Raw genomic sequence first — 22,266 nt, 5'->3', positions numbered from 1 at the left:
TATCCTCACAGTTACAGCTTCGCCGCCAGTTGGTCTAGCATACTGGCATGTTTTTGCACATCGACTTTGTCTTGCAAAATCTTTTCTGCACCAAGTACGGCCAGTTCAGCAACTTGAGCACGTAATGAATCACGCGCCTGATTGATTTCTTGGTCGATAGACGCTTGCGCTTGTTGACGAATGCGCTCGCCTTCCACTTGGGCCTGCGTTTTTGCATCTTCGACAAGCTGGTTGGCACTCTTGTTCGCTTGCTCGATTAGAGCAGCAGCTTTAGTCTTTGCAAGAGTAAGCTCCTGCTGGACATCTTGCTCCGCGGTCGCCAGATCTGCTTTTGCTTTTTCTGCGGCATTCAGGCCTTCAGCAATTTTACGCTGACGCTCATTGATGGCACCAATAAGTGGTGGCCACACGAATTTCATGCAGAACATCACAAAGATTGCAAAAGCAATGGCTTGACCGATGAGGGTAGAATTGATATTCACGTGATCACCTCTTTGTTAATGAAAAATCAGTTTCATTGATCATATTTGACAGCCAAACTTTGGCTATGGTTAAGATACAAACTTTGACTACCAAACATTTACAACTGAGCTTTCTGATTAACCTGCTAGAGGGTTAGCGAATAACAATAGCATAGCAATACCAACACCGATCATCGGAATAGCATCAAGAAGACCTGCTACGATGAACATACGAGTTTGTAGCTGTGAGCCTAGTTCTGGCTGACGTGCTACGCCTTCTAGGAATTTACCACCTAGAATAGCAAAACCAATACCTGTGCCAAGTGCGCCAAGACCGATAAGTAGCGCTACTGCGATAACTGTGTAACCACCTAATACTGGATCCATTGATGTATCCTCATTTACCTATTGAATGTCTAATTAATGTTCAGTTGATGATGCGAGCGACATATAAACTATCGTCAGCATCATAAATACGAACGCTTGAAGTGTAATAACTAAGATGTGGAAGATAGCCCACGGTACCGATAACGCCCATTGAATCCAAAACGGCATTAGAGCAATCAGTATGAAAATCAATTCCCCAGCATACATGTTGCCGAATAGACGCAAACCAAGTGATACAGGTTTGGCTATTAGAGTAACTGCTTCTAGGATGAAGTTGATGGGAATCAAAATCGCTTGTACGATTGGGTTTTTGGCGCCAAACGGATGTAGTGTTAATTCACCGATAAAGCCGCCCAAACCTTTTTCTTTAATGCTATAAAAGATAATCAGTGCAAAGACAGAGAACGACATGCCAAGCGTGATGTTAGGATCAGTCGTTGGAACAATCTTAAAGAAAACATGATGTGGATCATGGCCCATTGCAGCACCAATTTGTCCCGCAATACCTGGAACGAAGTCGACAGGTATTAAATCCATCAAGTTCATCAAAAAGATCCAAACAAAGATGGTCAACGCCAATGGTGCAATCAGTTTTGATGTACCACTGTATGAATCACGAACGTTGTTATCAACAAACTCAACGATCAATTCAACTGCTGCCTGCATTTTACCTGGCACGCCTGAAGTGACTTTTTTGGCAACCATCCAAAAGATGGTACAAAATAGAATGCCCAGACCAATTGACCATAGCATAGAGTCAAGATGGATAGCTTTAAAGCCCATTAGCCCTGCTTCTTCAGCAGTATAGGCAACTTTCCAACCTTCGCCCGGCAGATAGCCGTACGTCCAATTCGTTAAGTGGTGAGAGATATATTCTGATGATGTTTGCTCGGATGCCATAATGTAAGCTTCTTATTAATCAACGATTTAATCAACTACCAAAAATATGGTTGTCATCTGATGAGGTTTAGTGTTTTATTTGATGTGCTTATAAGCAAGCAAATAATTCATGCTAACGTGCTCATGTAATCAATAACATCCAACCCATAGTTCTATTACTAGTGCGCAACTCAATAGCTACAAATGAAATTTAGCTATCAAAAAAGGGCTTATGATGAATCAGTAATAGCCCTTGCATGTGTACGAAAAATTATTATATATGTGCTCGCCTACTGTCGTGTTCCACGACTGGCGCCTTATACAAGGTTTGTAAGCAAAATATTTAGCTGCCTATATTAATGCAGCGTTGTATTCGTGTAAAGTCAATTGTCACTTTTTTATCCGTTGTATGAATAAGTTAGCAACGCTTAACGTTTACCAATATAGCTTTACGGCTGTAATTTAATTGTAATAATTTAATTACAAATGATAACGATAGCGAAACTTGCCCTACCCTATCACCGCATTCTTAAATGCTACATTCATTTAGAACACTTATACCACAGTTTTTATAGTCACTAGCGCTGTCATAAGACAGATTTGTATGTTTTGACTTTTTAAAACTAGTCATAGAGAAGCTGGACGGCAGGGTGGCTTGCATAGCGTTATTAATCACAAAACCATATAAATAGTTATATGATTAACCCTAGCGTATATGCCACAACATCCAACTGTGACTAATTTGCATTACCATAAAACCGATAAACAGCGCAGGCGCAGATAGGGGTTGTACGGTAATAAAAATTAGTGCGAAACCTAACACGGCTAATAGCCATTTGGCCATCTGCCCTCGATATAGCTGGCTAACAATATGTTGGCGTGCGCGATATCCAGTATGCCAAAAGATAAAAAAAGCAAATACGGCTTGAGTAGTAAAACTTAGCAACGCACCAATTGCGGCGCTTTTCGTTACAGTAAGCTCACTATCTAACCAAATAGCATCTAGAATCCAAACAACAATTATCAGGATAAACAATATCCATGCTTGGCGTTTGATATAGATACCAATCTTATCTTTCTGCGTGCGTTTGGCAGGCTTGGTCATCGGTATTCCTATAGCCTTACAATATTGGGATAATCTAGTATCCTTTTGACACTTTTATCCGTGAATCGCTCACTCTACAGGTAATGCCTTTCAACCAAAATTAAACGCCACTTATTATAAGGAGCATGTGAGTTTTAAGCAAGCATAATATGAAATTTGTCAACTATTTAGCGTGAAAACACGCCTCAAACTAGGCTAAACTTCATTTCAAAGCACTTAGTTTGAGGCATGGTAACATTTATTTGAAGAATACTTCGATTTATTCCTACTTACCATCCACACAATTGTTAATTTGCTGTGCCATATTCGTCCACCCTTTTACAAAGTCTTGACTGTCGCTCATGTCTTCGATTTGTACAGAAGTACTGATTGGCTGTAATTTAGCAAGCAGTCCTTTAGAAACGACGCCTTGATTAACCATGCACATTTGCTTAACAGGACGGTTCTCATTTAACCAACGCAACTGACTGGCTTTTGGAGAAATATGGTGGTCTGGACTTAAGCTACCTGCTAGCTCGATATTCGCAGCTTTTTCAATATATTGATAGGCATCATGATAAGCCCAATAAGGACGGTTTTTCTGCGAAGCTTGTTGTATAGTGGCAACTGCTGTATCCATACGAGCAGCGAATTTTTTAACATTGGCTTGATAAGTGCTTGCGTACTCTGGATTAGCACGGCTATGTATCACGGCCAATGCACGAGTAATGGCTTTGGCATTTTCAGGATCTAGCCAGATATGCGGATCAAGCGTGCCTGCAATCGGCGCGCCTTTCACATCACGAAGTGAATAGCGGTTGAAGGCTTTAAAGTCAAACATAGCAATGGCATTAGGGGCTGTCTCTAAACTGCCAGTCAGGCTGTTTTCTAATGAAGGTCCAAACCAAACGACGAACTTACTGTCTTTAATCGCTTTAATATCGCTTGGACTGACACTTCCATGATGCCCTACATCACCTGGTTGTAAAATTCTATTGGCGGATGGTGTTCCTTCAGTCACCGCTTCACTGAGTAAAAACATCGGATAGTTGCTCACACTAACGGTTGCTGCTTGAGCATTTAGCGTTAAAAATCCTAGTAGTGCTCCAGAAACTAGCAGACGTTTTATCTTGATGATTGGACGTAGTAACTGATTGAAAGCTGAGTTCATAGTAGGTGTCTTTGGTATATGAGTGATGGTATTGAGATATCATGTTTAATGAAGAGTTACGATACAGTAGATAACATAAGACAGCTTATCTTCTCTTCGTTTTATTATGTTATACTATAACAATAAAAAATATAATAAAACAGCCATTTATTTTTAGGAGTCTGCACCATGTCTATCCACTCATCAGATTGTGAACATCTACATGATGCGCAAGACTTTACGCCGCATGATGTTGTCGAGCGCTTAACCGAAGCAAAAGAGCGATGCCGTTTAAATGGATCGCGCTTTACATCCTTACGTCAGCAAATATATCAGTTGGTATTAGAAGCCAATAAGCCCATCGGTGCCTATGACCTAATCACTCTATTACAGAATATGCGCCTGTCAGATTCTCAGAGCAGTGATGATAATAATAAAGAGGCTGACTCAAAAAAGTCCTCATCAAAAAAACAAACCAACAAAAACGTCGCCCCACCAACGGTCTATCGCAGCTTGGAGTTTTTATTGAGCGAAGGTTTGATTCATCAATTAACGTCTATCAATGCTTATGTTCCTTGCTGTCATCCAAGAGCGCAACATACGGCGGCTTTTTTAATCTGTGGTCAGTGCCAGCGGGTACAAGAATGCAGCAGCTTGCCAGTACGAGAGATGATGAGCTTTGCTGAGCAAGATGTTGGGTTTGTTGTGGAGAACAGTGTTATTGAACTTAGTGGTCGATGCCAAGCTTGCCGATAACCTATCAGTCTTGTTTTCACTATTTTTAGTACTTTTTTATTGGTTTTTAATAGCAATATTTTTATTATTTCTATCTTTTACTTATCCATTCGTTGTCATATTATGAGCCCATCTACTTCAATATCTAATCAGCCGCTCTCCCCTACTGCTGATAACCGTCCTATGAAAGATACCAACCAGCTGCTGAGCTTAAGCAATATCAGCTACCATGTTGGACAGCAACGTATCCTTTCAAACATCGATATTGACATTGCGGTCAATGAGACGGTAAGTCTGGTGGGACCTAACGGCGCTGGCAAATCAACGTTGGTTAAACTTATTTTAGGTTTGATTGATCCAACGAAGGGCAACATCACAGCGCATCAGCCACTACAACTTGGCTATGTGCCGCAGCGATTTACCGTACCGCCTATATTGCCCTTGCGAGTCAGTGACCTACTGGGTCAAGCAAATAAAAAGCGTTTAACCGACGAGCAGCGCCAGTTCATATTTGATAATTTAGCATTGACGCATTTGCTATCACGGCAGATGCTGCATTTGTCAGGTGGCGAAACACAGCGCGTCTTATTAGCCCGAGCCTTATTGGATAAACCCAATTTATTGATTTTGGATGAACCCATGCAAGGGCTTGATCCTGATACTGAGGTTTGGCTCTATCAGTTCATCGACAAGCTACCAGACTTCTTACATTGTGCCATGTTAGTGATATCCCATGATTTGCATTGGGTAATGAGAGGTAGTCGACGTGTTATTTGCCTCAACAAACATATCTGCTGCGAGGGGCAGCCAAGCGAGCTGGCCATTAGCACCGAATTTAAAAAGCTATTTGGTCATTATTATGAGCAACCTTATGTGCATCAGCCACATGCTTGCCAGCATCACGCACCAAACGAGCTCGAACCATAATCATCAAAACCAAATATATGATGGCTATATCTAGCCAAATATTTTTGATATTTACTGATACTGTCTCATGCCTTTATAAAAATTTTACGGATATTTATTATGACCACTTGGTTAGCCATTATTGCTCCTGCTTGGATTGCTGGCAGTATTTTAGCACTACTATCAGCACCATTAGGGTGTTTGGTATTGTGGCGCCGTATGGCCTTTTTTGCTGATGCTCTGGCACATGGCACTTTACTTGGTGTGGCCTTAGCTGCTTGGTGGCAACTACCGATGGGCATTGGTGTTTTGTTAGTCAGCATTGCGGTAGTGTTAGGACTGGTATTAATTGATGATGAACGCCTACCAGCGGATGCCGTATTGGCGGTGGTGGCTGTCTCATTATTATGTTTAGGATTATTGACCTTAACCCAGCTGACAGATCAGCAAGCCAATGTATTAGGCTTTTTATTTGGTAATTTATTGGAGCTAGATTGGGCTGATTTGCCTTTACTTGCGGGTAGTGTACTAGTGGGTTTGGGCTTACTACGCTATATATGGCCAGCGCAAATTAAGCTGGCAACTCACGAAGCACTGGCACGTATTCAAGGTATCAATCCGACACGCCAGCGATTATTTTTTATGGGGATATTGGCAGGGTTCTGTGCTGTTGCGCTACAGGCAGTCGGCAGCTTACTCATTAGTGGGTTGTTGGTATTGCCAGCACTAACCGCACGCTTATGGGTGACATCACCAAAACAAATGGTCATTATATCTTTAGTTATCGCTCAGTTAGGTGTTACTTTAGGAGTTTGGGGCAGCATTTGGCTAGATATTCAGACTGGACTATCTATTGTATTGATATTGGCCATTTTGTTTTTTTTGGCACTGATTTTATCAAAGGTGATAACCTCAAAATTTTGGATGGCGCGCCATTAGCAGACTATAAAACACCACATAAAAGCGATCTTGCTCAATTATTCAACTTTATTTGATTAATATTGCTAGAGCTTTGTTTTACTTTATGTTATAAACTTGCCTCGACACTATTGGTATCATTAATAATAGAAAGCTGCCTATAATAGCTATTGAAAATATAGTGTGGTAACTGCGATTAAATATCATATACGATGGAAAAAGTAGTGAAAACAGATAATAGTGACTCGTTTACTTATGGTCATGTTGACAGCGTCAATTGCTCTGCTTTAATAAGGGACTGACCCAATGCCAAGCAATACTATCAGTAGCATCAGTACGCTAGATGAGCAAGTTAATATCTTACAAGTCACCGATTTACACTTATTGACACCTAGCGCTTTTATTACAGATAACGATAATATTGATAATGATGAAGCCGCCATTTATCAGCATAGCTTTGAGAAGGTGCTTCAACAAGCGTTGAATGAAGATATTCGCTGCGATCTCATTCTCGTGACAGGTGACTTGGTCAATAAAATCATACCTACGATTTATGACCATATCTTTAAGGTATTACAAGCGACCAACATTCCTTTTGCTTGTATTGCTGGTAATCATGACGTCACTGATGAAATTGGCTGTCATTTGCCATTTTTGCAGCGCACATTGGTTGCTCAACCTGCTGACCCTCGTTTATTGAGTCAACATATTATTGAAACTGACCATTGGCAGTTACTGCTGCTAGATTCCTCCATTAGTGGTGAGGTAGCAGGCGAAATAACGCCTGCCGACATGAGCTGGTTATGTGAAAGACTCAATGCCTGTAATAAGCCTACGCTAATCGCTCTACACCATCATGTTATACCGGTAGACTCTGCCTGGATTGATGCTCACATGGTAGGAAATAGCGAAGATTTTTGGCAGCATATGCTAGCTTTTGAGCATCTAAAAGTAGTCATTAGTGGACATATTCACCAAGACCAAGTTCGCTATCGTCAAGGCGTTTCTGTCTATACAACACCCTCAACCTGCTATCAGTTCATGCCCAACGAAGATGACTTTGCTTACGATGAAGACGCTCGTCCTGGTTACCGCTGGTTGCAATTAGCCAACAATGGAACGGTTGCAAGCTGGGTTGAAAGACTGGATACTTGATGGCCATAATTACTGGTATAAAAATAGTTTTAACCCTTATGTATTAAGCATTTAGCTAACATTAACCACCTTAATATGAAGTGGATATCGAAGTAAAATAGCTGCCAGTATAAAAAATCACTTCATTATTATTAGAAACAATGATACAACTTATAAAATGAAGACTGCCTAACCTCTACCATTAGGTACAATCATAATGGCTAGGATGGCTAAGTCGACCATGATTGAGGTTTTAACCGTCAGTGGTTTGCAGTATTTTTTAAACAAGACTATTTAAATAAAGATAAGCGTAACCATATATTTGACCATCGCTATGTTGATGTCAGCATAGCAAGATAGCCATACCATTAGATCAGCTGTGTTACTTGTGTTACCAAGTGGTAAAACGTTTTATAAATGGAAAGCATTATAGCGTTCGTAAAATTAATAACGTCTTATCTGTTGATACGTCGTTTTATTGAATTAATTTGAAAAAGTAGGATACCCATATGAGCACCGTGACCACGAATCCGAGTGAAGTGAAGTTTACTCCTTATGTGCCAGCCAAAGACGAAGAGTATATGTCTGATGCTCAGCTAGAGCATTTTAAAGCGATTTTATTGGACTGGAAAAACCAACTGATTGGCGAAGCAGATCGTACCAAGACTTATATCCAAGATGAGTCAAGTGCCATGCCAGATATCAATGATCGCGCGACCCAAGAAGAAGAGTTTGCCCTGGCTTTGCGTACGCGTGACCGTGAACGCAAACTCATTCGCAAAATTGATAAATCTATGTCAGAAATCGAAAATGATGACTATGGTTTTTGTGAGACTTGTGGTGTAGAGATCGGTCTGCGTCGTCTTGAAGCACGCCCAACAGCGACTCAGTGTATCGACTGTAAAACGCTATCTGAAATCAAAGAACGTCAGAACCAAGGCGCTTAGATAAGATAGCTTCAATCAAGCATAAGAAGACCATATTTAAGTACGAGCGACCATATTATTGGTCGCTCGTTGCGTTTTAGGCTATCGTTTCTATGTTGAATAACCTTTAATCAATCTATAAATATAGCCCCTAACGATAAGTGTTAAAAAATCAATTTTATTTTTAGAAGTAACACCTCTAACAAATCATCTCATTTAATAAATATCTTTTTTGACCTAACTTTATTATTCTATTTGAATAACGCTATCATCGATAACCACTTATTTTAAAAACGATCAAGATTCCTATGCCTACTCCTTCTCAGCCTATCGGCCGTTTCGCACCTTCACCCACTGGTGAGCTGCACCTTGGCTCTTTAACGACAGCACTTGCCAGCTTCTGCCATATAAAATCACTGGGTGGTCAATGGCTACTGCGCATTGAAGATACCGATACTGAGCGCTGCGATCAACAGTTCACTGAGCAAATTTTGATTGATCTAGAAGCGCTTGGCCTACACTGGGACGGCGATGTCATTTATCAATCTGAGCGTATTGATATCTATAATGATTACTTAAACTCTGCCCTGCATCCACTCACTTATGGCTGCCAATGCTCACGTAAAGGCTTAGAGCAATATTGGGCAAAAGAAGAACAGAGCCAAATTCATAATGAAAACCAGCCAAATAGAAAGCGTTATCCACGCTGCTGTGTCGCCGCTGACCTTGATAGACAGCAGCATAAACTACGCATTCAGCTACCAGACTATAGGATTGGCTTCAATGATGGTATTCAAGGAATGCAATGGGATAACCCTCAGCAGACATTAGGCGACATGGTGGCTCGTCGCCAAGATGGCATGATCAATTATATTTTGGCTGCGAGTCTCGATGATGGTCTACAACAAGTTACCCACATCATGCGTGGCTTGGATATATTACCCATGACCACAGCACAAATCAGCATCATGAATGCTGCTCACTTACCCGCTATCGACCACTGGTATCATTTGCCGTTGATATGCAATCCTGATGGACAAAAACTCTCCAAACAAAACCTTGCACAACCTATTGATACACGCAATCCAAGTCAATTAATCGCTCATGCACTAAAATTATTACAACAACCCGTCGTAGACAGAGATACCCCTGAAAACATGCTCAAGCAAGCCATTGCGCAATGGGACAATACCCCACTACAGAGCAAGCAACAGTTAAATTTATCTAACTGATAAAAAGTAGATAACAAAAAGCGCCACTCATTAGCGACGCTTTTTTAAAGGAAACCAGACACTAGTTATTAAGTACCTTGTTATTGAGCAGCATGCTATTAAATATTATACATAATCATAAAATGCTAATAATAACGACACTGGCTTTTTTCGATCTCAGGGCTTTCTTTATAAATTTTCAATAATAACGCAACCATCACTAGGCTAATCAACATGGATGAGCCACCATAACTAAAGAATGGCATGGTCAAACCTTTGGTCGGAATCGCGCCCATATTCATCGCTGCATTAATAATCGTCTGTGCAATAAACACCACGCCAATACCGAATGCCGTATAGCTCATACGCATCTGCCGACGTTTTAACGCATTATAACTGATACGCATCGCACTACCGATAATCAGTGCTTCGAGCACCAATACCATAGTGACCCCAACAAAACCTAACTCTTCGCCCGTAATTGCTAGTAAAAAATCCGTGTGTGCCTCTGGCAAATGCGATAATTTTTGTACGCTCTCACCATAGCCAACACCCGTAAACTGCCCACGACCAAAAGCAATCAAACTGCGTGCTAACTGGTAATCGGTGTCTTGCACGTCATCGAACGGATCCATGAACGACATCACACGTACCAATCGATATTGCGCTGTCGTGACCATCAATACTGCGCCACCAACAGCAGCCGCTGCCAATGCTAAGAAGTGCTTGTAAGGTGCGCCAGCGATATAAAATATCGCAAAGATGGTGCCCAAAATCACGACAAAAGAACCAAAATCTGGCTGCGATAACAACAGCATGGTAATGAGCGCGACAACTAGCATGATTCGTAAAAAGCCATCCAAGCCATTACGAACCTCAAAAGAACGGCGCACCACAAAGTCAGATACAAAGACAATCATGACTAGCTTGGCAAGCTCTGCTACCTGAAAGTTAAACACACCCAAATTCAACCAGCGCTTAGAGCCGTTAATAGGCGTACTAAACAAGGTTGCTACTAATAGCACGCCCGTAATACCGAGTAGCATAAATTGAGTTTCGGTCTTATATAGTGTTCGTAAGGACACGCTATAATAAGGAATAGACGCGATAACCAGACCAATCGTCATATACAGCAGTTGGTTGTTAAAAAAGTACAGCTCTGTCATACCGCGACTGAGCGCAAAAGGAATAGAAGCAGAAGCGACCATTAGTAAACTGAGCACCAGCATACAGCCGACGCTCGATATCAAAACAGCACGTGCTGACGGCATAGAAAGAATACCATCAGAGCCAGCGGCTTGTTTTGGTTGGGACGAGGAACGAAAAAAAGAAGGGAACGCCATAATTTTATATACACTAACGAACGAAAAACACGGCGTCTATGAAACGCCACCGTTTAAAAAATATGAAGAAGATAATACCAAACAAATCACTTGTCTGGTTATGATTGACAGTAGCAGCAATCTATAAGCAAAACAATCATTTATATAGAAAATGCTTTCTGAGAATAAACACCAACTAAATAACGTTTTATTATTCAATATTGTTGTTTATTCTCAGAACAACTAATTATCAAGCCAGTTAGGTATCAAGCCAATTAGCCTTTATGCTAATTTCATTGCACACATTCAAGTTGGCTGACCAATTGACTAAAATGCTCACCGCGAGCAGCGTAGCCACTATACTGATCAAAGCTGGCACAAGCAGGAGACAGTAGCACTGCTTGTACTTGCGATAGGCTGCTTGATGTCACCTGCTGAATCGTGGCAAAAGCTTTTTCTAGCGTTTGGCACTGATTTAATGCCACATCAGCACTAATCTTCGCCGCACGCAGATGTTGCTCAATTAGCTGAGCATCTTCACCGATAAAGAGCACTTGGCTAACATATTGATTAATGAATGGCGTCAGCTCGCCAAATGCTTGACCTTTACCCTGTCCACCCAAAATCAATATTAGCTTGCCGTCTTTTGGCGCATAGACCGCACCTAGCCCTTCGATTGCGGCCATGGTTGAGCCAATATTGGTACCTTTGGAATCATTAAAATAATCAATATCGGCAGCATGAGCGACATATTCACAGCGATGCTCAAGTCCAGTGAAGTGCTGTAACGTATCTAGCATACTATCAAGTGGTAAACCAGCAAGCTCGCCTAAGGCTAAGGCTGCCTGTGCATTGAGCAAATTATGACGACCTTTAATCAACAGTTTGTCTGCCGACAGTAGCAATTCTGTACCACGAGCAAGATAAATATGACCTTCAGGATTAATGATAAGACCATATTGCCCTTTATCAGGAGCATGAATACCTGTGCTTACTCTGGTTAAATTATCAGCGACTAACGGGCGCGTCAGTGCATCTTCACGATTAATAACGATGGACTTAGCACCCTGAAAAATACGGTGCTTGGCTTGATGGTAACCCAACATATCGCCATGACGGTCTAAATGGTCAGGCGACATATTGAGAACCGTGGCTACATGCGCACCCAAATTGGTAACGGTCTCTAGCTGAAAACTAGATAATTCCAGTACAGCTAATGCCATTTCAGGATTATCAAGTAGCGTGAGCGCTGGCACGCCAATATTGCCACCGACACCCACATTGACACCAGCATCTGCGGCCATTTGACCGACCAACGTGGTCACGGTACTTTTAGCATTAGAGCCTGTAATAGCCACGATAGGCACCGTACAAGCTTCACAGAATAGCTGAATATCACTGACCACTGGAATGTGAGCTTGGCGTGCAGCAGCAACGGCTTCGGTAGCCAAAGAGATACCAGGGCTGATAATGATACGTGCTGCTTGCTGTAAGAGCTCGGCATCGATTGCACCGAACTGACGGATATCAACTTCAGCTGGTAATTGGTCCGCTAATGTAGGTGCTTCTTGTGCATCAGTGACTGCTACCTGATAGCCTTGCTTGGCCAGATAGCGCGCAACGGATAGACCAGATTGCCCCAAGCCAACCACGACTTGTAGACCACTGCCTTTATGAAGTAAGGCATCTGTTGCAGTGTTGGTGGTCATATATATTCCTTCTATTTTACGAGCAAAATGGCATCAACCAGACCTAATCTATAAAGAGTCCAAATAATGCCTTCAAGATGAGAAGCATGATAACGGTATCGTTCAGATTTCGGTACTGGTTTTTTATGACTTTATGCTATTATGCGCCTGTTTTTATATTAAGTGGCTAGTGCTATAATAGTCGTCCTGAGCTATGAGTGGTTGGGTATTCCCCCAAGCATTTTAGTTTAGCATGTTGCCACAGTTAACGCGCTATTCGCGTGTGATTGTCACTTATCTTTAACAGAGATTGGTGTTGCGGTCATGCTCTATCAAGCGACAATGTTTGTTTGACAGATTATTTACCACCCTCTACCGCACAAAGTCATTACTGACTCTATTCATTATTTTAGGTGCTATTTTACGCAACCTATTTTAAAAAATATTTTTTAGGTAATCTCACTGAATTTATCATCGTATTAGTGATTGGTGAGCGTATTAGTGATACCAATCATAAATCAGTAGACATACTTATTATCGACCTTTAATAATTCAATGCCACCACATGATGCAATGCGTGTCGTGGTAAAAGAAAGATGGATAGCTACTTTTGTAGCGACGCGATCATTTTATTAATGAGTAATGATTACTTTTTTTGCCTCTAACCCTACGCAGTTTACTTATGACATCTTTTATTGATAACTTACGTGACGAGTGGTTTTCCAACGTTCGCGGTGACGTCTTATCAGGTTTGGTCGTCGCATTGGCACTGATTCCTGAAGCTATTGCTTTTTCTATTATCGCGGGTGTTGACCCAAAAGTTGGCTTATATGCCTCATTTTGTATCGCTGTCGTGATTAGTTTCGTTGGTGGCCGTCCGGGTATGATTTCGGCGGCCACAGGCGCCATGGCACTGGTGATGGTCGACTTAGTCGCCGATCATGGTTTGCAATATTTACTGGCCGCTACCTTATTATGTGGCGGTATTCAGGTTGTGATGGGCTTACTAAAGCTTGGCAATTTAATGCGCTTTGTCTCTCGCTCAGTGGTCATCGGCTTCGTCAATGCACTGGCTATATTGATATTCGCGGCTCAGATTCCTGAGCTTAATCCCATGACTGAACGTGTTGGCATGACGGTTTATATCATGACGGCAGCGGGCTTGGGGATTATTTACCTGTTTCCACTTATCCCTAAAATCGGTCGCATCATCCCTTCACCACTGATTTGTATCGTGGGCTTGACGGCTGTCGCGATGTATATGAATCTCGATATTCGCAACGTCGGTAGCATGGGTGATTTGCCAGATTCATTGCCAATGTTTTTATTGCCTGACATTCCATTGAATCTACAAACCCTACTGATTATTGCTCCTTACTCTATCGCGTTGGCCGTTGTCGGTTTATTAGAATCTATGATGACAGCGACTATCGTTGATGAATTGACTGATACGCCAAGTGATAAAAATAAAGAATGCCGTGGTCAAGGTATTGCCAACGTCGTGTCTGGTTTCTTTGGTGGCATGGCAGGCTGTGCAATGATTGGTCAGTCGATGATTAACGTCAAATCTGGCGGACGCACGCGCCTGTCTACCTTGATGGCAGGTGTTGTCCTACTCATCATGGTTGTATTCTTAAGTGAATGGGTCAGCCAAATTCCAATGGCAGCGTTGGTCGCTGTAATGATTATGGTGTCTATTGGGACGTTTAATTGGCAGTCAATTCGTGAGTTTAAAACGCACCCAATGTCATTTAACATTGTCATGCTAGCGACTGTTTTGACGACGGTATTCACGCATAACTTAGCTTATGGTGTGGGCGTGGGCGTTCTACTATCTGCCCTAGCATTTGCCAATAAGATTGGTCAATTTTTAACCATCTTTAGTGAGTATGATGATAGCAGCAACACCCGTTATTATTATGTGCAAGGACAAGTATTCTTTGCATCTACTACGCAATTCTTAGGTAGCTTTGATACCAAAGAAGCACTAGACAGCATTGAAATCGATGTTAGCCAAGCACACTTCTGGGATGTCAGTGCCGTAGATACCTTGGACAAGCTGGTCATGCGCTTGCAACGTGAAGGTATTGATGTCAAAGTGGTTGGACTCAACAATGCAAGTCGAACACTGATTGATCGCTTCTCTGTCCATGATCGCCGAGATATTGGCCTATTGGATTAAGTAAAGCTGCGTCTGCATGATAAATGCTGGCGTTGCTTGATAGCGTCTAAATAGACAATTGAATAAATAGTTTAATACACAGCTGCAGTGGTTGAGGGAATTGGGTGTCAGCATTACCATCCAATTCTTGAACCAAGCAGCTGTATTTTCATTAGAATGATGTGGTGGTCTTATGAGTAATTTAAAACCAGATAGCGTAATCGCCTGCTTAGACTGCCCTGATCATGTGCAAGCCGTATTAGAGGCAAGCATGTGGGCCTCGACTCGCCTACAAGCGCCTATCGGACTGTTGCACTCTGTACCGAGCTTACAACAAAAAGCGGCGGTGAATTATTCTGGCTGTTTAAACATCGATGATGAAAACATGCTGCTCGAACAATTCACAACCAAAGAGCATTTGAGTAACTGTGAGCTAAAGTCACAAGGCAAGTTATTGCTACATCAAGCCACAACCTATTGTGAGCAACAGCGTAAGAAGCTGAAAACGTATACCTTGCATCGGCACGAAAACCTCAATGAGAGTATCGATTATGTTGACGATAAAGCGCAACTCATTATTATAGGCCATAATGTTACCTGCAAAGCAACCTTGAGCCAGCTGGTTAGAGTTAGCCACTGCCCCATTTTGGTGACTCATGCACCATTTTTGCCCCCTACTACTGCGTTATTTGCATTCGATAATAGTCCAACGTCGCATAAATTGCTCAATTGGCTCTGCAAAACATCGCTTGTACGTGCATTAACTGTGCATATTGTCATGATCGGCAAAGAAAACTCAGAAAACTGTGATGCCCTACGTGAAGCTTATGCGCGTCTCAAACAAGCAGGTATTAAATCTAAAAAAGCGTTACTAGACTGCCGTGATGTCACAGCTGCTCTACATTATTATCAGAATGAAAATGATATCGGACTGCTAATGACAGGTGCCTTTGGTCAATCTCGCATCCGCACGTTGTTACAAGGTAGCGATACCAAAAAGCTCTTAGGCAGTACTAAAACACCTTATCTGCTATTCCCTAAAGCGTAGGCTCAAACTAGCCTGTAGCCCACTACACGGCTACTATTATCTTGTTAGATGCAGAGCATGAGTACTAATACCAGGCTCTGCCGCCCAGCTCTGCTATATATCAATACACTCTCTAATACTTCTCTCCATCTAGCTCTCAATGCATTTCCACACATTAAATCAATTTAGCAAATCATCACATGAAATACATGGATAGCCTCCCCAAGCACCTAAAAAGTTGGTTATAATAAAGTTTTCGTTGATTCAACGCTAAAGGTTTATACAGGCCATTTATACCCATAATGACAGTGCTTACCGTGTTAGCATAGTCATTACTCTTTGCCCTGAACGTGAGTTTTTTGAGCACAAAGTTCCAATCTTACCTATCCCCCTTGAGTAAATTGGCACAGTTCTTGAATAACTTATGATAAGCAAGGCAGAGATACGATGTACCACAATGCCTCTATCTATCTGCAGCATCACACAAATAAGGAATATTTTATGAAGCTAATCACTGCGATCTTAAAACCGTTTAAGCTCGATGATGTACGTGAAGCGCTTTCTGACATCGGTGTTAAAGGTGTCACCGTTACTGAAGTTAAAGGTTTCGGTCGCCAAAAAGGTCATACAGAACTTTATCGTGGCGCAGAATACGTGGTGGACTTTTTACCTAAAGTAAAAGTCGAAGTGGCTGTTATCGATGAGATGGTCGAACCTGCTATCGAAGCAATCACTCGCATTGCGAGCACTGGCAAGATTGGAGACGGCAAAATCTTCGTCACCGCTCTTGAACAAGTCATTCGTATCCGTACAGGCGAGACGGGTCCTGACGCTATCTAAAGCATATGACCAAACTATAAACAAAAATTATAGATCACACCGATAAGCTGTATTGCATCAATTCAAGGGGGAATTAATATGCAAAATCAAATCTTCGAGCTCCAGTACGCACTTGATACGTTTTATTTTTTGATATGTGGGGCGCTAGTCATGTGGATGGCAGCGGGCTTCACTATGTTAGAAGCTGGCCTAGTTCGTTCAAAAAACACCGTTGAGATTTTAACCAAAAACATCGCACTTTTTGCGACCGCTTGTACTATGTACATGATTTGCGGTTACGCCATTATGTATGGCGGTGATTTGTTTTTGAGTGGTATCGCAGGTGGTGACACACTAGTAGAAGAGGCTTTGACAGCATCAGCTGAAAACGGCTTTGACGGTGACTCTGTCTACTCTGCTGCGTCTGACTTTTTCTTCCAAGTAGTATTTGTTGCAACCTGTATGTCTATCGTCTCAGGGGCTGTGGCTGAGCGCATGAAACTTTGGTCATTCTTACTGTTTGCCGTGGTGATGACTGGTGTCATTTATCCACTAGAAGGCAGCTGGACGTGGGGCGGAAATGATGTATTTGGCATGTTCAACTTAGGTGATATGGGCTTCTCTGATTTTGCAGGTTCTGGTATCGTTCATATGGCGGGTGCTGCGGCTGCATTGGCAGGTGTACTACTGTTAGGTGCGCGTAAAGGTAAGTATGGCCCTAATGGCGAAATACGTGCCATTCCAGGTGCCAATCTACCATTAGCAGCACTTGGTACGCTCATATTATGGATGGGTTGGTTCGGCTTCAACGGCGGTTCAGTACTAAAGCTTGGCGATATCGCCAGTGCTAACTCAGTTGCGATGGTCTTTTTGAATACCAATGCAGCAGCAGCAGGCGGTGCAATTGGTGCTTTAATAATAGCACGCATCATCTTTGGCAAAGCTGACTTAACAATGCTCTTAAATGGTGCACTTGCAGGGCTAGTCGCTATCACGGCAGAACCCTCTACTCCATCTGCATTACAAGCTACACTATTTGGTTTAATCGCTGGCGTTATCGTTGTGCTATCTATCTTAGCATTAGATAAAATAAAAATAGATGATCCAGTCGGTGCTATTTCAGTTCATGGCGTAGTCGGTCTATTCGGTCTACTTATTGTACCAATTACCAATCCAGCGGCATCATTCGTCGGTCAGATTGCTGGTGCAGCTACCATCTTTGTTTGGGTATTCGTTGCTAGCTTAATCGCTTGGGCAATTATCAAGGCAGTTATTGGCCTACGTCTCTCTGAAGAAGATGAGTATGAAGGTGCAGATATAGCAGAATGTGGTATGGAAGCTTATCCAGAGTTCGTGAGATAGGTACTTTGAAACCATACTAAGATATAAGCACTAAAAATCCCGCGATACCTTTTGGTAAAGCGGGATTTTTTTGATCAAAATTAGGGTGTGTCCTCATTTCAAAAATGATGGTAGAAATGAGATAAGTTGCAGTCAAACAAGGAAAATAGTGCAGGTAATATCGAGATATTAGTTAACTATTTGACGCTGTTTGGCAAGATTTAGCCATTTTTAACCCATTTAGATTACCATCGATTGAATTGAGGACATGCCCTAGTATCGTTTTGGCAATTATCAAAGTAGTTATTAGCCTACGTCTCTCTGAAGAAGATGAGTACGAAAGTGCAGATATAGCAGAATGTGGTATGAAAGATTATTCAGAGTTTGTAAGATAAATACTTTGAAACCATACTAAACTATAGGCATTAAAAATCCCGCGATGCCTTTCGGTAATGCGGGATTTTTTTGATCAAAATTAATATTGATAAAAGAACAACTATATTAGGTTATTTCTTTTTCCATGTTTGACTGCGTGAGAATGGACCAATATAGCCTTTTAGGTTCAGGGTACTGCCATTTAAGCTAGCTGTCATACGATAATCTTTACCTTTCTCAGGATCAGTAATCGTACCACCGCTATATTTACCACCACCATCAGCTTTTAGACCTTTAATGACTTTCATACCAACGTGCTTTTTACCTGTTGCTGAGTTGGTAGCGATAAGTGTCCCTGTTAGCACACCATTTGACTCAGTAATTTTCACTGTGCCTTTTGGTTTACCTTCATCAAAGGTCTGCCAAGTTGTATTGGCGAGTGGATCAGCGGCAAACGCCATAGTGGCTAGACTGATACCTGCAACTGCTAAAGCGGTTTTTGTAAATAATTTCATAAATTGACTCCCTTCATACAATGATTACTCGAAACATTATGTTTCTGATATTCCATGCTTATCCGTTGCTAGAATACTTTATTACAAGCTTGACGATCTCATACTAATTGAAAGCCGATTACTACCATTGCTTATCAGCCCCTTCAAAGCTTTGAGTGACATAAGCAATGTCTTAATTCATTATAAGCAATTTTTGGACTTTGCCTAGTAGTTTTTTTACACTTTATTATTTCTGTAAAAACAAAACTATATCAAAGAGTTATAGAAATGGATTATCTATATCTTTGCCCAATTGGTCATCCTTTTCTTTTGACTTACTGTCATTCTTACTATAGGTGTCATCAACTTCAAAAGCTTGTATAATTTTGGTGGTCAATGCATGTAGCTGTTGGGCTTGCTCATATCCAGATACATCTAAAGTCAGATCAAGATCGCCATAAATGATAATTTTATCTTTTTGATTTTCAATTACAAGCTCACCTATCTGCATACTTTGATGATTGTTAGCAAAGGGTTCAATCATTTGGTCATCCATCCTATTAATAGCATCTTACATTATTTCTTAGTATCACTCGCTTTCAGTCATTGTCTACATTCACATATAAATCTCTATGCTTGTAGCTGACCCAACAGCCACTCAATAATCGCCCAAACAAATAGCATCCAAGTAGGCTCTTCTGTTGGCTCATCAGCAGGTAAATCAGAGCTTTCACCCGCTTTCAGTGGCAAATCGAATGCTTGTTTTTTAGTCTGAGAGTCCAGCATGGGTAAGACATCGATACCGATTTCGCTAGCCAACTCATCAATACTAATAATTTCTATACGCTCCGACTCATCATTTGGTGCGTAGTAGACGCCTGCTTGATTGGTAGCTGGAATATAGACAGCTTTGAAAAAATGACTGGGTACAAGCACACGATCAGCGAGCTGCTTGGTTTTTTTATTCGTAAATGAAACCCCTGTAATCGTATAGACTTCACCATACTGCTGCGTCAGATATCGAGTTGCTGATTCAATATTACGCCAAATATAACGATTATTACGAGGTGACTGTGGGGCAATATTGGCCAAACTGAAGCTGTCATATTGTTGGCTGCGATTGGCCATATCGGCATTGGGTGCTAAATGTCCGCGATCATAGCCAGACTTTGAGTAGTCAGATAATGAGGCACGTGCGGATTCTGGCAATTTGCTTTCTTCATGAAAACTGTCTTCACGATCAATCTCTTTGGCTTGCTGTAAGCGCTTGCGATCTAGATGCTCTGCCGACCATAACGGTGTGCGCGATACGCCTGAATACATAACCGCAAAGCCGTCCATGCATAGCTCTTGTGTCTTATTACTGAGCTTGTCATTGGTAAATTCTGGGTAAACACCTCCATAAAAAGACTCACTACACTGAGTAAAATCATCAGCATTTGCTGAAGTCATGCTTATGGCAACCGTCGCAACGGTCATTATTATGCTATTTTTGAGAGTATATTTGAGCCTACCAACACTTATCATTTAACTTTCAACCATCTATGCTTGTTATTACGGATACGCTATCCTAGCAGGCGTCTACAAATAAAGAAAGATAAGGTGTAATTGGTGACATTTTAAATGGTATCCGCTATACTGAGCCAGTCAAAAAACGGTGAAGTGGGTGAGTGGCTGAAACCGCACGCCTGGAAAGTGTGTATGCGTTAATAGCGTATCGAGGGTTCGAATCCCTCCTTCACCGCCAATCTTATTCTGCTTAATCAAAGCATCAGTTTCCACATCTTGTTCGACACTATCTCAAACACCCCTTAAACCTTTTAAAAGTAAGACTTTCAGTCTCTACTTATTATCTACTGCTGTCCGAAATATTCCTGTTCAACTTCATTTATTTCTTCACTCTTTTTGCTGATTTCGAAGTAATACAGGCCATAAATATATGCTTACTGTCAAACCCATCTAAAAACTGCTGATACTTTAGCTCAACCGCCTTTGGCATTACTCCTAAACCCCAGTAGAACGCTTATTGAATGAATAAATGCGTATTTTATTGATTCCTATCAATTAGCTTGTCACTAACGATAAATGATATGATTTAATCAAAATAAAGCCTTAACGTGCTCTAGCAATATTGGGAAAGACGATGTCTCAAAATGGTAATGATACCGATCAAATAATAGTCAACCTTCAAGCGCTCACAGCATTTGGTAAAAACTATGATGAGCTCAACCCAATCATAACTGAGCGTAAAGCCAGTCAATTAGCACTCGATGATACTTGGATACAGAAAATTTGGCGTTGGGCAGATAGTTTTGACATTAATGATGAAGCTATACCGCGTGATAAAAAAGCTTTGCTAGCATTAAAAAGTATCGTTTTGGAAGCTCAAGGTTTTACTGAACTACCTGAGAGTATCGGGCAGCTTAGTTATATAGATACGCTTGAACTAAATTATAACCAGCTTAAGGCGTTACCTGAAAGCATTGTACAACTACAAAACTTACTTCAACTTGGTCTTAATGGCAATAGTCTTAAAGCACTACCTGAAAGTATCGGACAGCTTAGTAACTTAACTCAACTTGGTCTCACTGGCAACAATCTCAAAGAACTACCTGAAAGTATTGGGCAGCTTAAGAACTTAGCTCAACTGACGCTTGGTAGTAATACTCTTAATGAATTACCTGAGAGCTTCGGACAGCTTAATAACTTAATTTATTTATTGCTTGCTAATAACCATTTGAGCGCATTACCTAAGAGTATTGGTCAGCTTAGCAACTTAGAAACACTAACCCTTAGTGGCAATGAACTCAGTGCATTACCCGAAAGCTTTGGTGAGCTTAACAGCCTAACTCAACTGACTCTCAGCGATAATAATCTTAATGAATTACCCACTAGCATTGGACAGCTTGATCGTTTAGAGATACTGAATCTTGATAACAATAACCTCAGTGAGCTACCTGAAAGTATCGGACAGCTTGGTAACTTGACTAAACTGGTGCTTAGCAGCAATAAGCTCAGTGAATTACCCATAAGCATCGGACAACTTAGGCGTTTGGAAATACTTGATCTTTCCGATAACGGTTTGAGTGTACTGCCTGAGAGTATCGGACATTTGAGCCAGTTAAAAACTCTATACCTTAAAGGTAATAGAATTAAACAGCTTCCGGAAAGTATTAAGCACAATAGCGACTTGTGTATTTACGATGATAGCGGCTTATTAAGTAAGAATCTCTACTAAATAAATTGCC

At 41.3% G+C, this 22,266-nt stretch carries 21 protein-coding genes and 1 tRNA gene; 12 read left to right on the top strand and 10 right to left on the bottom strand.

Going from position 1 to position 22,266, the window contains the following annotated elements; genetic code table 11:
- Window positions 1–11: 11 nt before the first annotated feature.
- The 5 genes from JMW61_RS05160 to JMW61_RS05140 all read right to left on the bottom strand — a co-directional run bounded on the left by JMW61_RS05160 (window position 12) and on the right by JMW61_RS05140 (window position 3,982).
- Entirely contained in the window at window positions 12–482 is a 471-nt protein-coding gene (locus JMW61_RS05160) for a F0F1 ATP synthase subunit B (protein WP_110923630.1), read from the bottom strand.
- A gap of 117 nt (window positions 483–599) precedes the next feature.
- Window positions 600–848 carry a F0F1 ATP synthase subunit C gene (atpE, locus tag JMW61_RS05155; protein ID WP_010197960.1) on the bottom strand — a complete coding sequence of 83 codons (249 nt, stop codon included), beginning with the start codon at window positions 846–848 and terminating at the stop codon, window positions 600–602.
- Between the two features lie 33 nt (window positions 849–881).
- Entirely contained in the window at window positions 882–1,748 is an 867-nt protein-coding gene (atpB, locus tag JMW61_RS05150; RefSeq protein ID WP_110923631.1) for a F0F1 ATP synthase subunit A, read from the bottom strand.
- A gap of 685 nt (window positions 1,749–2,433) precedes the next feature.
- The gene (locus JMW61_RS05145) at window positions 2,434–2,832 is read right to left on the bottom strand and encodes an ATP synthase subunit I (protein WP_197218060.1); all 399 of its coding nucleotides are present in this window, start codon (window positions 2,830–2,832) and stop codon (window positions 2,434–2,436) included.
- Window positions 2,833–3,097: 265 nt separating this feature from the next.
- On the bottom strand, window positions 3,098–3,982 hold the full coding sequence (locus JMW61_RS05140) for a metal ABC transporter solute-binding protein, Zn/Mn family (RefSeq protein ID WP_201549843.1): 885 nt from the start codon (window positions 3,980–3,982) through the stop codon (window positions 3,098–3,100).
- A 168-nt stretch (window positions 3,983–4,150) separates the two neighbouring features.
- On the opposite strand from JMW61_RS05140, the gene JMW61_RS05135 reads away from it, so the two are divergent.
- From JMW61_RS05135 to gluQRS, 6 genes are all read left to right on the top strand, one after another.
- Entirely contained in the window at window positions 4,151–4,717 is a 567-nt protein-coding gene (locus tag JMW61_RS05135) for a transcriptional repressor (RefSeq protein WP_197218056.1), read from the top strand.
- A gap of 162 nt (window positions 4,718–4,879) precedes the next feature.
- Window positions 4,880–5,623 carry a metal ABC transporter ATP-binding protein gene (locus tag JMW61_RS05130; RefSeq protein ID WP_201550369.1) on the top strand — a complete coding sequence of 248 codons (744 nt, stop codon included), beginning with the start codon at window positions 4,880–4,882 and terminating at the stop codon, window positions 5,621–5,623.
- A gap of 99 nt (window positions 5,624–5,722) precedes the next feature.
- The gene (locus JMW61_RS05125) at window positions 5,723–6,541 is read left to right on the top strand and encodes a metal ABC transporter permease (RefSeq protein WP_201549842.1); all 819 of its coding nucleotides are present in this window, start codon (window positions 5,723–5,725) and stop codon (window positions 6,539–6,541) included.
- A gap of 285 nt (window positions 6,542–6,826) precedes the next feature.
- Window positions 6,827–7,675 (top strand): metallophosphoesterase, encoded by an 849-nt coding sequence (locus JMW61_RS05120; RefSeq protein ID WP_201549841.1) that lies wholly within the window; start codon window positions 6,827–6,829, stop codon window positions 7,673–7,675.
- Window positions 7,676–8,163: 488 nt separating this feature from the next.
- Window positions 8,164–8,601, top strand: coding sequence for an RNA polymerase-binding protein DksA (gene dksA, locus JMW61_RS05115; protein ID WP_110923638.1), 438 nt, complete (start codon window positions 8,164–8,166; stop codon window positions 8,599–8,601).
- 287 nt (window positions 8,602–8,888) lie between these two features.
- A complete protein-coding gene (gene gluQRS / locus JMW61_RS05110; protein ID WP_201549840.1) occupies window positions 8,889–9,812 on the top strand; it encodes a tRNA glutamyl-Q(34) synthetase GluQRS in 924 nt (307 codons plus the stop codon).
- Window positions 9,813–9,937: 125 nt separating this feature from the next.
- On the opposite strand, the gene ftsW is transcribed toward gluQRS, so the two are convergent.
- On the bottom strand, window positions 9,938–11,134 hold the full coding sequence (gene ftsW, locus JMW61_RS05105) for a putative lipid II flippase FtsW (protein WP_201549839.1): 1,197 nt from the start codon (window positions 11,132–11,134) through the stop codon (window positions 9,938–9,940).
- A 272-nt stretch (window positions 11,135–11,406) separates the two neighbouring features.
- Complete coding sequence (gene murD / locus JMW61_RS05100) at window positions 11,407–12,822, bottom strand: UDP-N-acetylmuramoyl-L-alanine--D-glutamate ligase (protein ID WP_201549838.1); 1,416 nt, start codon at window positions 12,820–12,822, stop codon at window positions 11,407–11,409.
- Window positions 12,823–13,483: 661 nt separating this feature from the next.
- Between murD and JMW61_RS05095 the strand changes: the two genes are divergently transcribed.
- The 4 genes from JMW61_RS05095 to JMW61_RS05080 all read left to right on the top strand — a co-directional run bounded on the left by JMW61_RS05095 (window position 13,484) and on the right by JMW61_RS05080 (window position 18,170).
- Window positions 13,484–14,983, top strand: a complete 1,500-nt coding sequence (locus tag JMW61_RS05095; RefSeq protein ID WP_197101969.1) for a SulP family inorganic anion transporter — start codon at window positions 13,484–13,486, stop codon at window positions 14,981–14,983.
- Between the two features lie 172 nt (window positions 14,984–15,155).
- The gene (locus tag JMW61_RS05090) at window positions 15,156–16,010 is read left to right on the top strand and encodes a universal stress protein (protein WP_197101967.1); all 855 of its coding nucleotides are present in this window, start codon (window positions 15,156–15,158) and stop codon (window positions 16,008–16,010) included.
- 480 nt (window positions 16,011–16,490) lie between these two features.
- The gene (locus JMW61_RS05085) at window positions 16,491–16,829 is read left to right on the top strand and encodes a P-II family nitrogen regulator (protein ID WP_010197981.1); all 339 of its coding nucleotides are present in this window, start codon (window positions 16,491–16,493) and stop codon (window positions 16,827–16,829) included.
- A gap of 78 nt (window positions 16,830–16,907) precedes the next feature.
- Entirely contained in the window at window positions 16,908–18,170 is a 1,263-nt protein-coding gene (locus JMW61_RS05080) for an ammonium transporter (protein ID WP_110923645.1), read from the top strand.
- Window positions 18,171–18,655: 485 nt separating this feature from the next.
- Here JMW61_RS05080 and JMW61_RS05075 read toward each other — a convergent pair whose 3' ends face one another.
- From JMW61_RS05075 to JMW61_RS05065, 3 genes are all read right to left on the bottom strand, one after another.
- A complete protein-coding gene (locus JMW61_RS05075; RefSeq protein WP_110923646.1) occupies window positions 18,656–19,039 on the bottom strand; it encodes a DUF2147 domain-containing protein in 384 nt (127 codons plus the stop codon).
- A 259-nt stretch (window positions 19,040–19,298) separates the two neighbouring features.
- Entirely contained in the window at window positions 19,299–19,574 is a 276-nt protein-coding gene (locus JMW61_RS05070; RefSeq protein WP_227687360.1) for a hypothetical protein, read from the bottom strand.
- A gap of 74 nt (window positions 19,575–19,648) precedes the next feature.
- Entirely contained in the window at window positions 19,649–20,470 is an 822-nt protein-coding gene (locus JMW61_RS05065; protein WP_227680926.1) for a DNA/RNA non-specific endonuclease, read from the bottom strand.
- 204 nt (window positions 20,471–20,674) lie between these two features.
- Here JMW61_RS05065 and JMW61_RS05060 point away from each other — a divergent pair.
- Together JMW61_RS05060 and JMW61_RS05055 are read left to right on the top strand one after the other, a co-directional pair.
- Window positions 20,675–20,765, top strand: a tRNA-Ser gene (locus JMW61_RS05060).
- Window positions 20,766–21,161: 396 nt separating this feature from the next.
- Complete coding sequence (locus tag JMW61_RS05055) at window positions 21,162–22,256, top strand: leucine-rich repeat domain-containing protein (RefSeq protein WP_201549837.1); 1,095 nt, start codon at window positions 21,162–21,164, stop codon at window positions 22,254–22,256.
- Window positions 22,257–22,266: the final 10 nt, after the last annotated feature.

The sequence above is a fragment of the Psychrobacter fjordensis genome (assembly GCF_904845995.1).
GTDB classification, from domain to species: Bacteria; Pseudomonadota; Gammaproteobacteria; order Pseudomonadales; family Moraxellaceae; genus Psychrobacter; species Psychrobacter fjordensis.
Note: the sequence above shows the minus strand (reverse complement) of the source record. Positions and strands in the feature narration are given on the sequence as shown.

Coding starts and splice junctions, on each gene's coding strand:
- atpE (WP_010197960.1), bottom strand. CDS start 848: ATGGATCCAGTATTAGGTGGTTACACAGTTATCGCAGTAGCGCTACTT.
- atpB (WP_110923631.1), bottom strand. CDS start 1,748: ATGGCATCCGAGCAAACATCATCAGAATATATCTCTCACCACTTAACG.
- JMW61_RS05145 (WP_197218060.1), bottom strand. CDS start 2,832: ATGACCAAGCCTGCCAAACGCACGCAGAAAGATAAGATTGGTATCTAT.
- JMW61_RS05140 (WP_201549843.1), bottom strand. CDS start 3,982: ATGAACTCAGCTTTCAATCAGTTACTACGTCCAATCATCAAGATAAAA.
- JMW61_RS05135 (WP_197218056.1), top strand. CDS start 4,151: ATGTCTATCCACTCATCAGATTGTGAACATCTACATGATGCGCAAGAC.
- JMW61_RS05130 (WP_201550369.1), top strand. CDS start 4,880: ATGAAAGATACCAACCAGCTGCTGAGCTTAAGCAATATCAGCTACCAT.
- JMW61_RS05125 (WP_201549842.1), top strand. CDS start 5,723: ATGACCACTTGGTTAGCCATTATTGCTCCTGCTTGGATTGCTGGCAGT.
- JMW61_RS05120 (WP_201549841.1), top strand. CDS start 6,827: ATGCCAAGCAATACTATCAGTAGCATCAGTACGCTAGATGAGCAAGTT.
- dksA (WP_110923638.1), top strand. CDS start 8,164: ATGAGCACCGTGACCACGAATCCGAGTGAAGTGAAGTTTACTCCTTAT.
- gluQRS (WP_201549840.1), top strand. CDS start 8,889: ATGCCTACTCCTTCTCAGCCTATCGGCCGTTTCGCACCTTCACCCACT.
- ftsW (WP_201549839.1), bottom strand. CDS start 11,134: ATGGCGTTCCCTTCTTTTTTTCGTTCCTCGTCCCAACCAAAACAAGCC.
- murD (WP_201549838.1), bottom strand. CDS start 12,822: ATGACCACCAACACTGCAACAGATGCCTTACTTCATAAAGGCAGTGGT.
- JMW61_RS05095 (WP_197101969.1), top strand. CDS start 13,484: ATGACATCTTTTATTGATAACTTACGTGACGAGTGGTTTTCCAACGTT.
- JMW61_RS05090 (WP_197101967.1), top strand. CDS start 15,156: ATGAGTAATTTAAAACCAGATAGCGTAATCGCCTGCTTAGACTGCCCT.
- JMW61_RS05085 (WP_010197981.1), top strand. CDS start 16,491: ATGAAGCTAATCACTGCGATCTTAAAACCGTTTAAGCTCGATGATGTA.
- JMW61_RS05080 (WP_110923645.1), top strand. CDS start 16,908: ATGCAAAATCAAATCTTCGAGCTCCAGTACGCACTTGATACGTTTTAT.
- JMW61_RS05075 (WP_110923646.1), bottom strand. CDS start 19,039: ATGAAATTATTTACAAAAACCGCTTTAGCAGTTGCAGGTATCAGTCTA.
- JMW61_RS05070 (WP_227687360.1), bottom strand. CDS start 19,574: ATGGATGACCAAATGATTGAACCCTTTGCTAACAATCATCAAAGTATG.
- JMW61_RS05065 (WP_227680926.1), bottom strand. CDS start 20,470: ATGACTTCAGCAAATGCTGATGATTTTACTCAGTGTAGTGAGTCTTTT.
- JMW61_RS05055 (WP_201549837.1), top strand. CDS start 21,162: ATGTCTCAAAATGGTAATGATACCGATCAAATAATAGTCAACCTTCAA.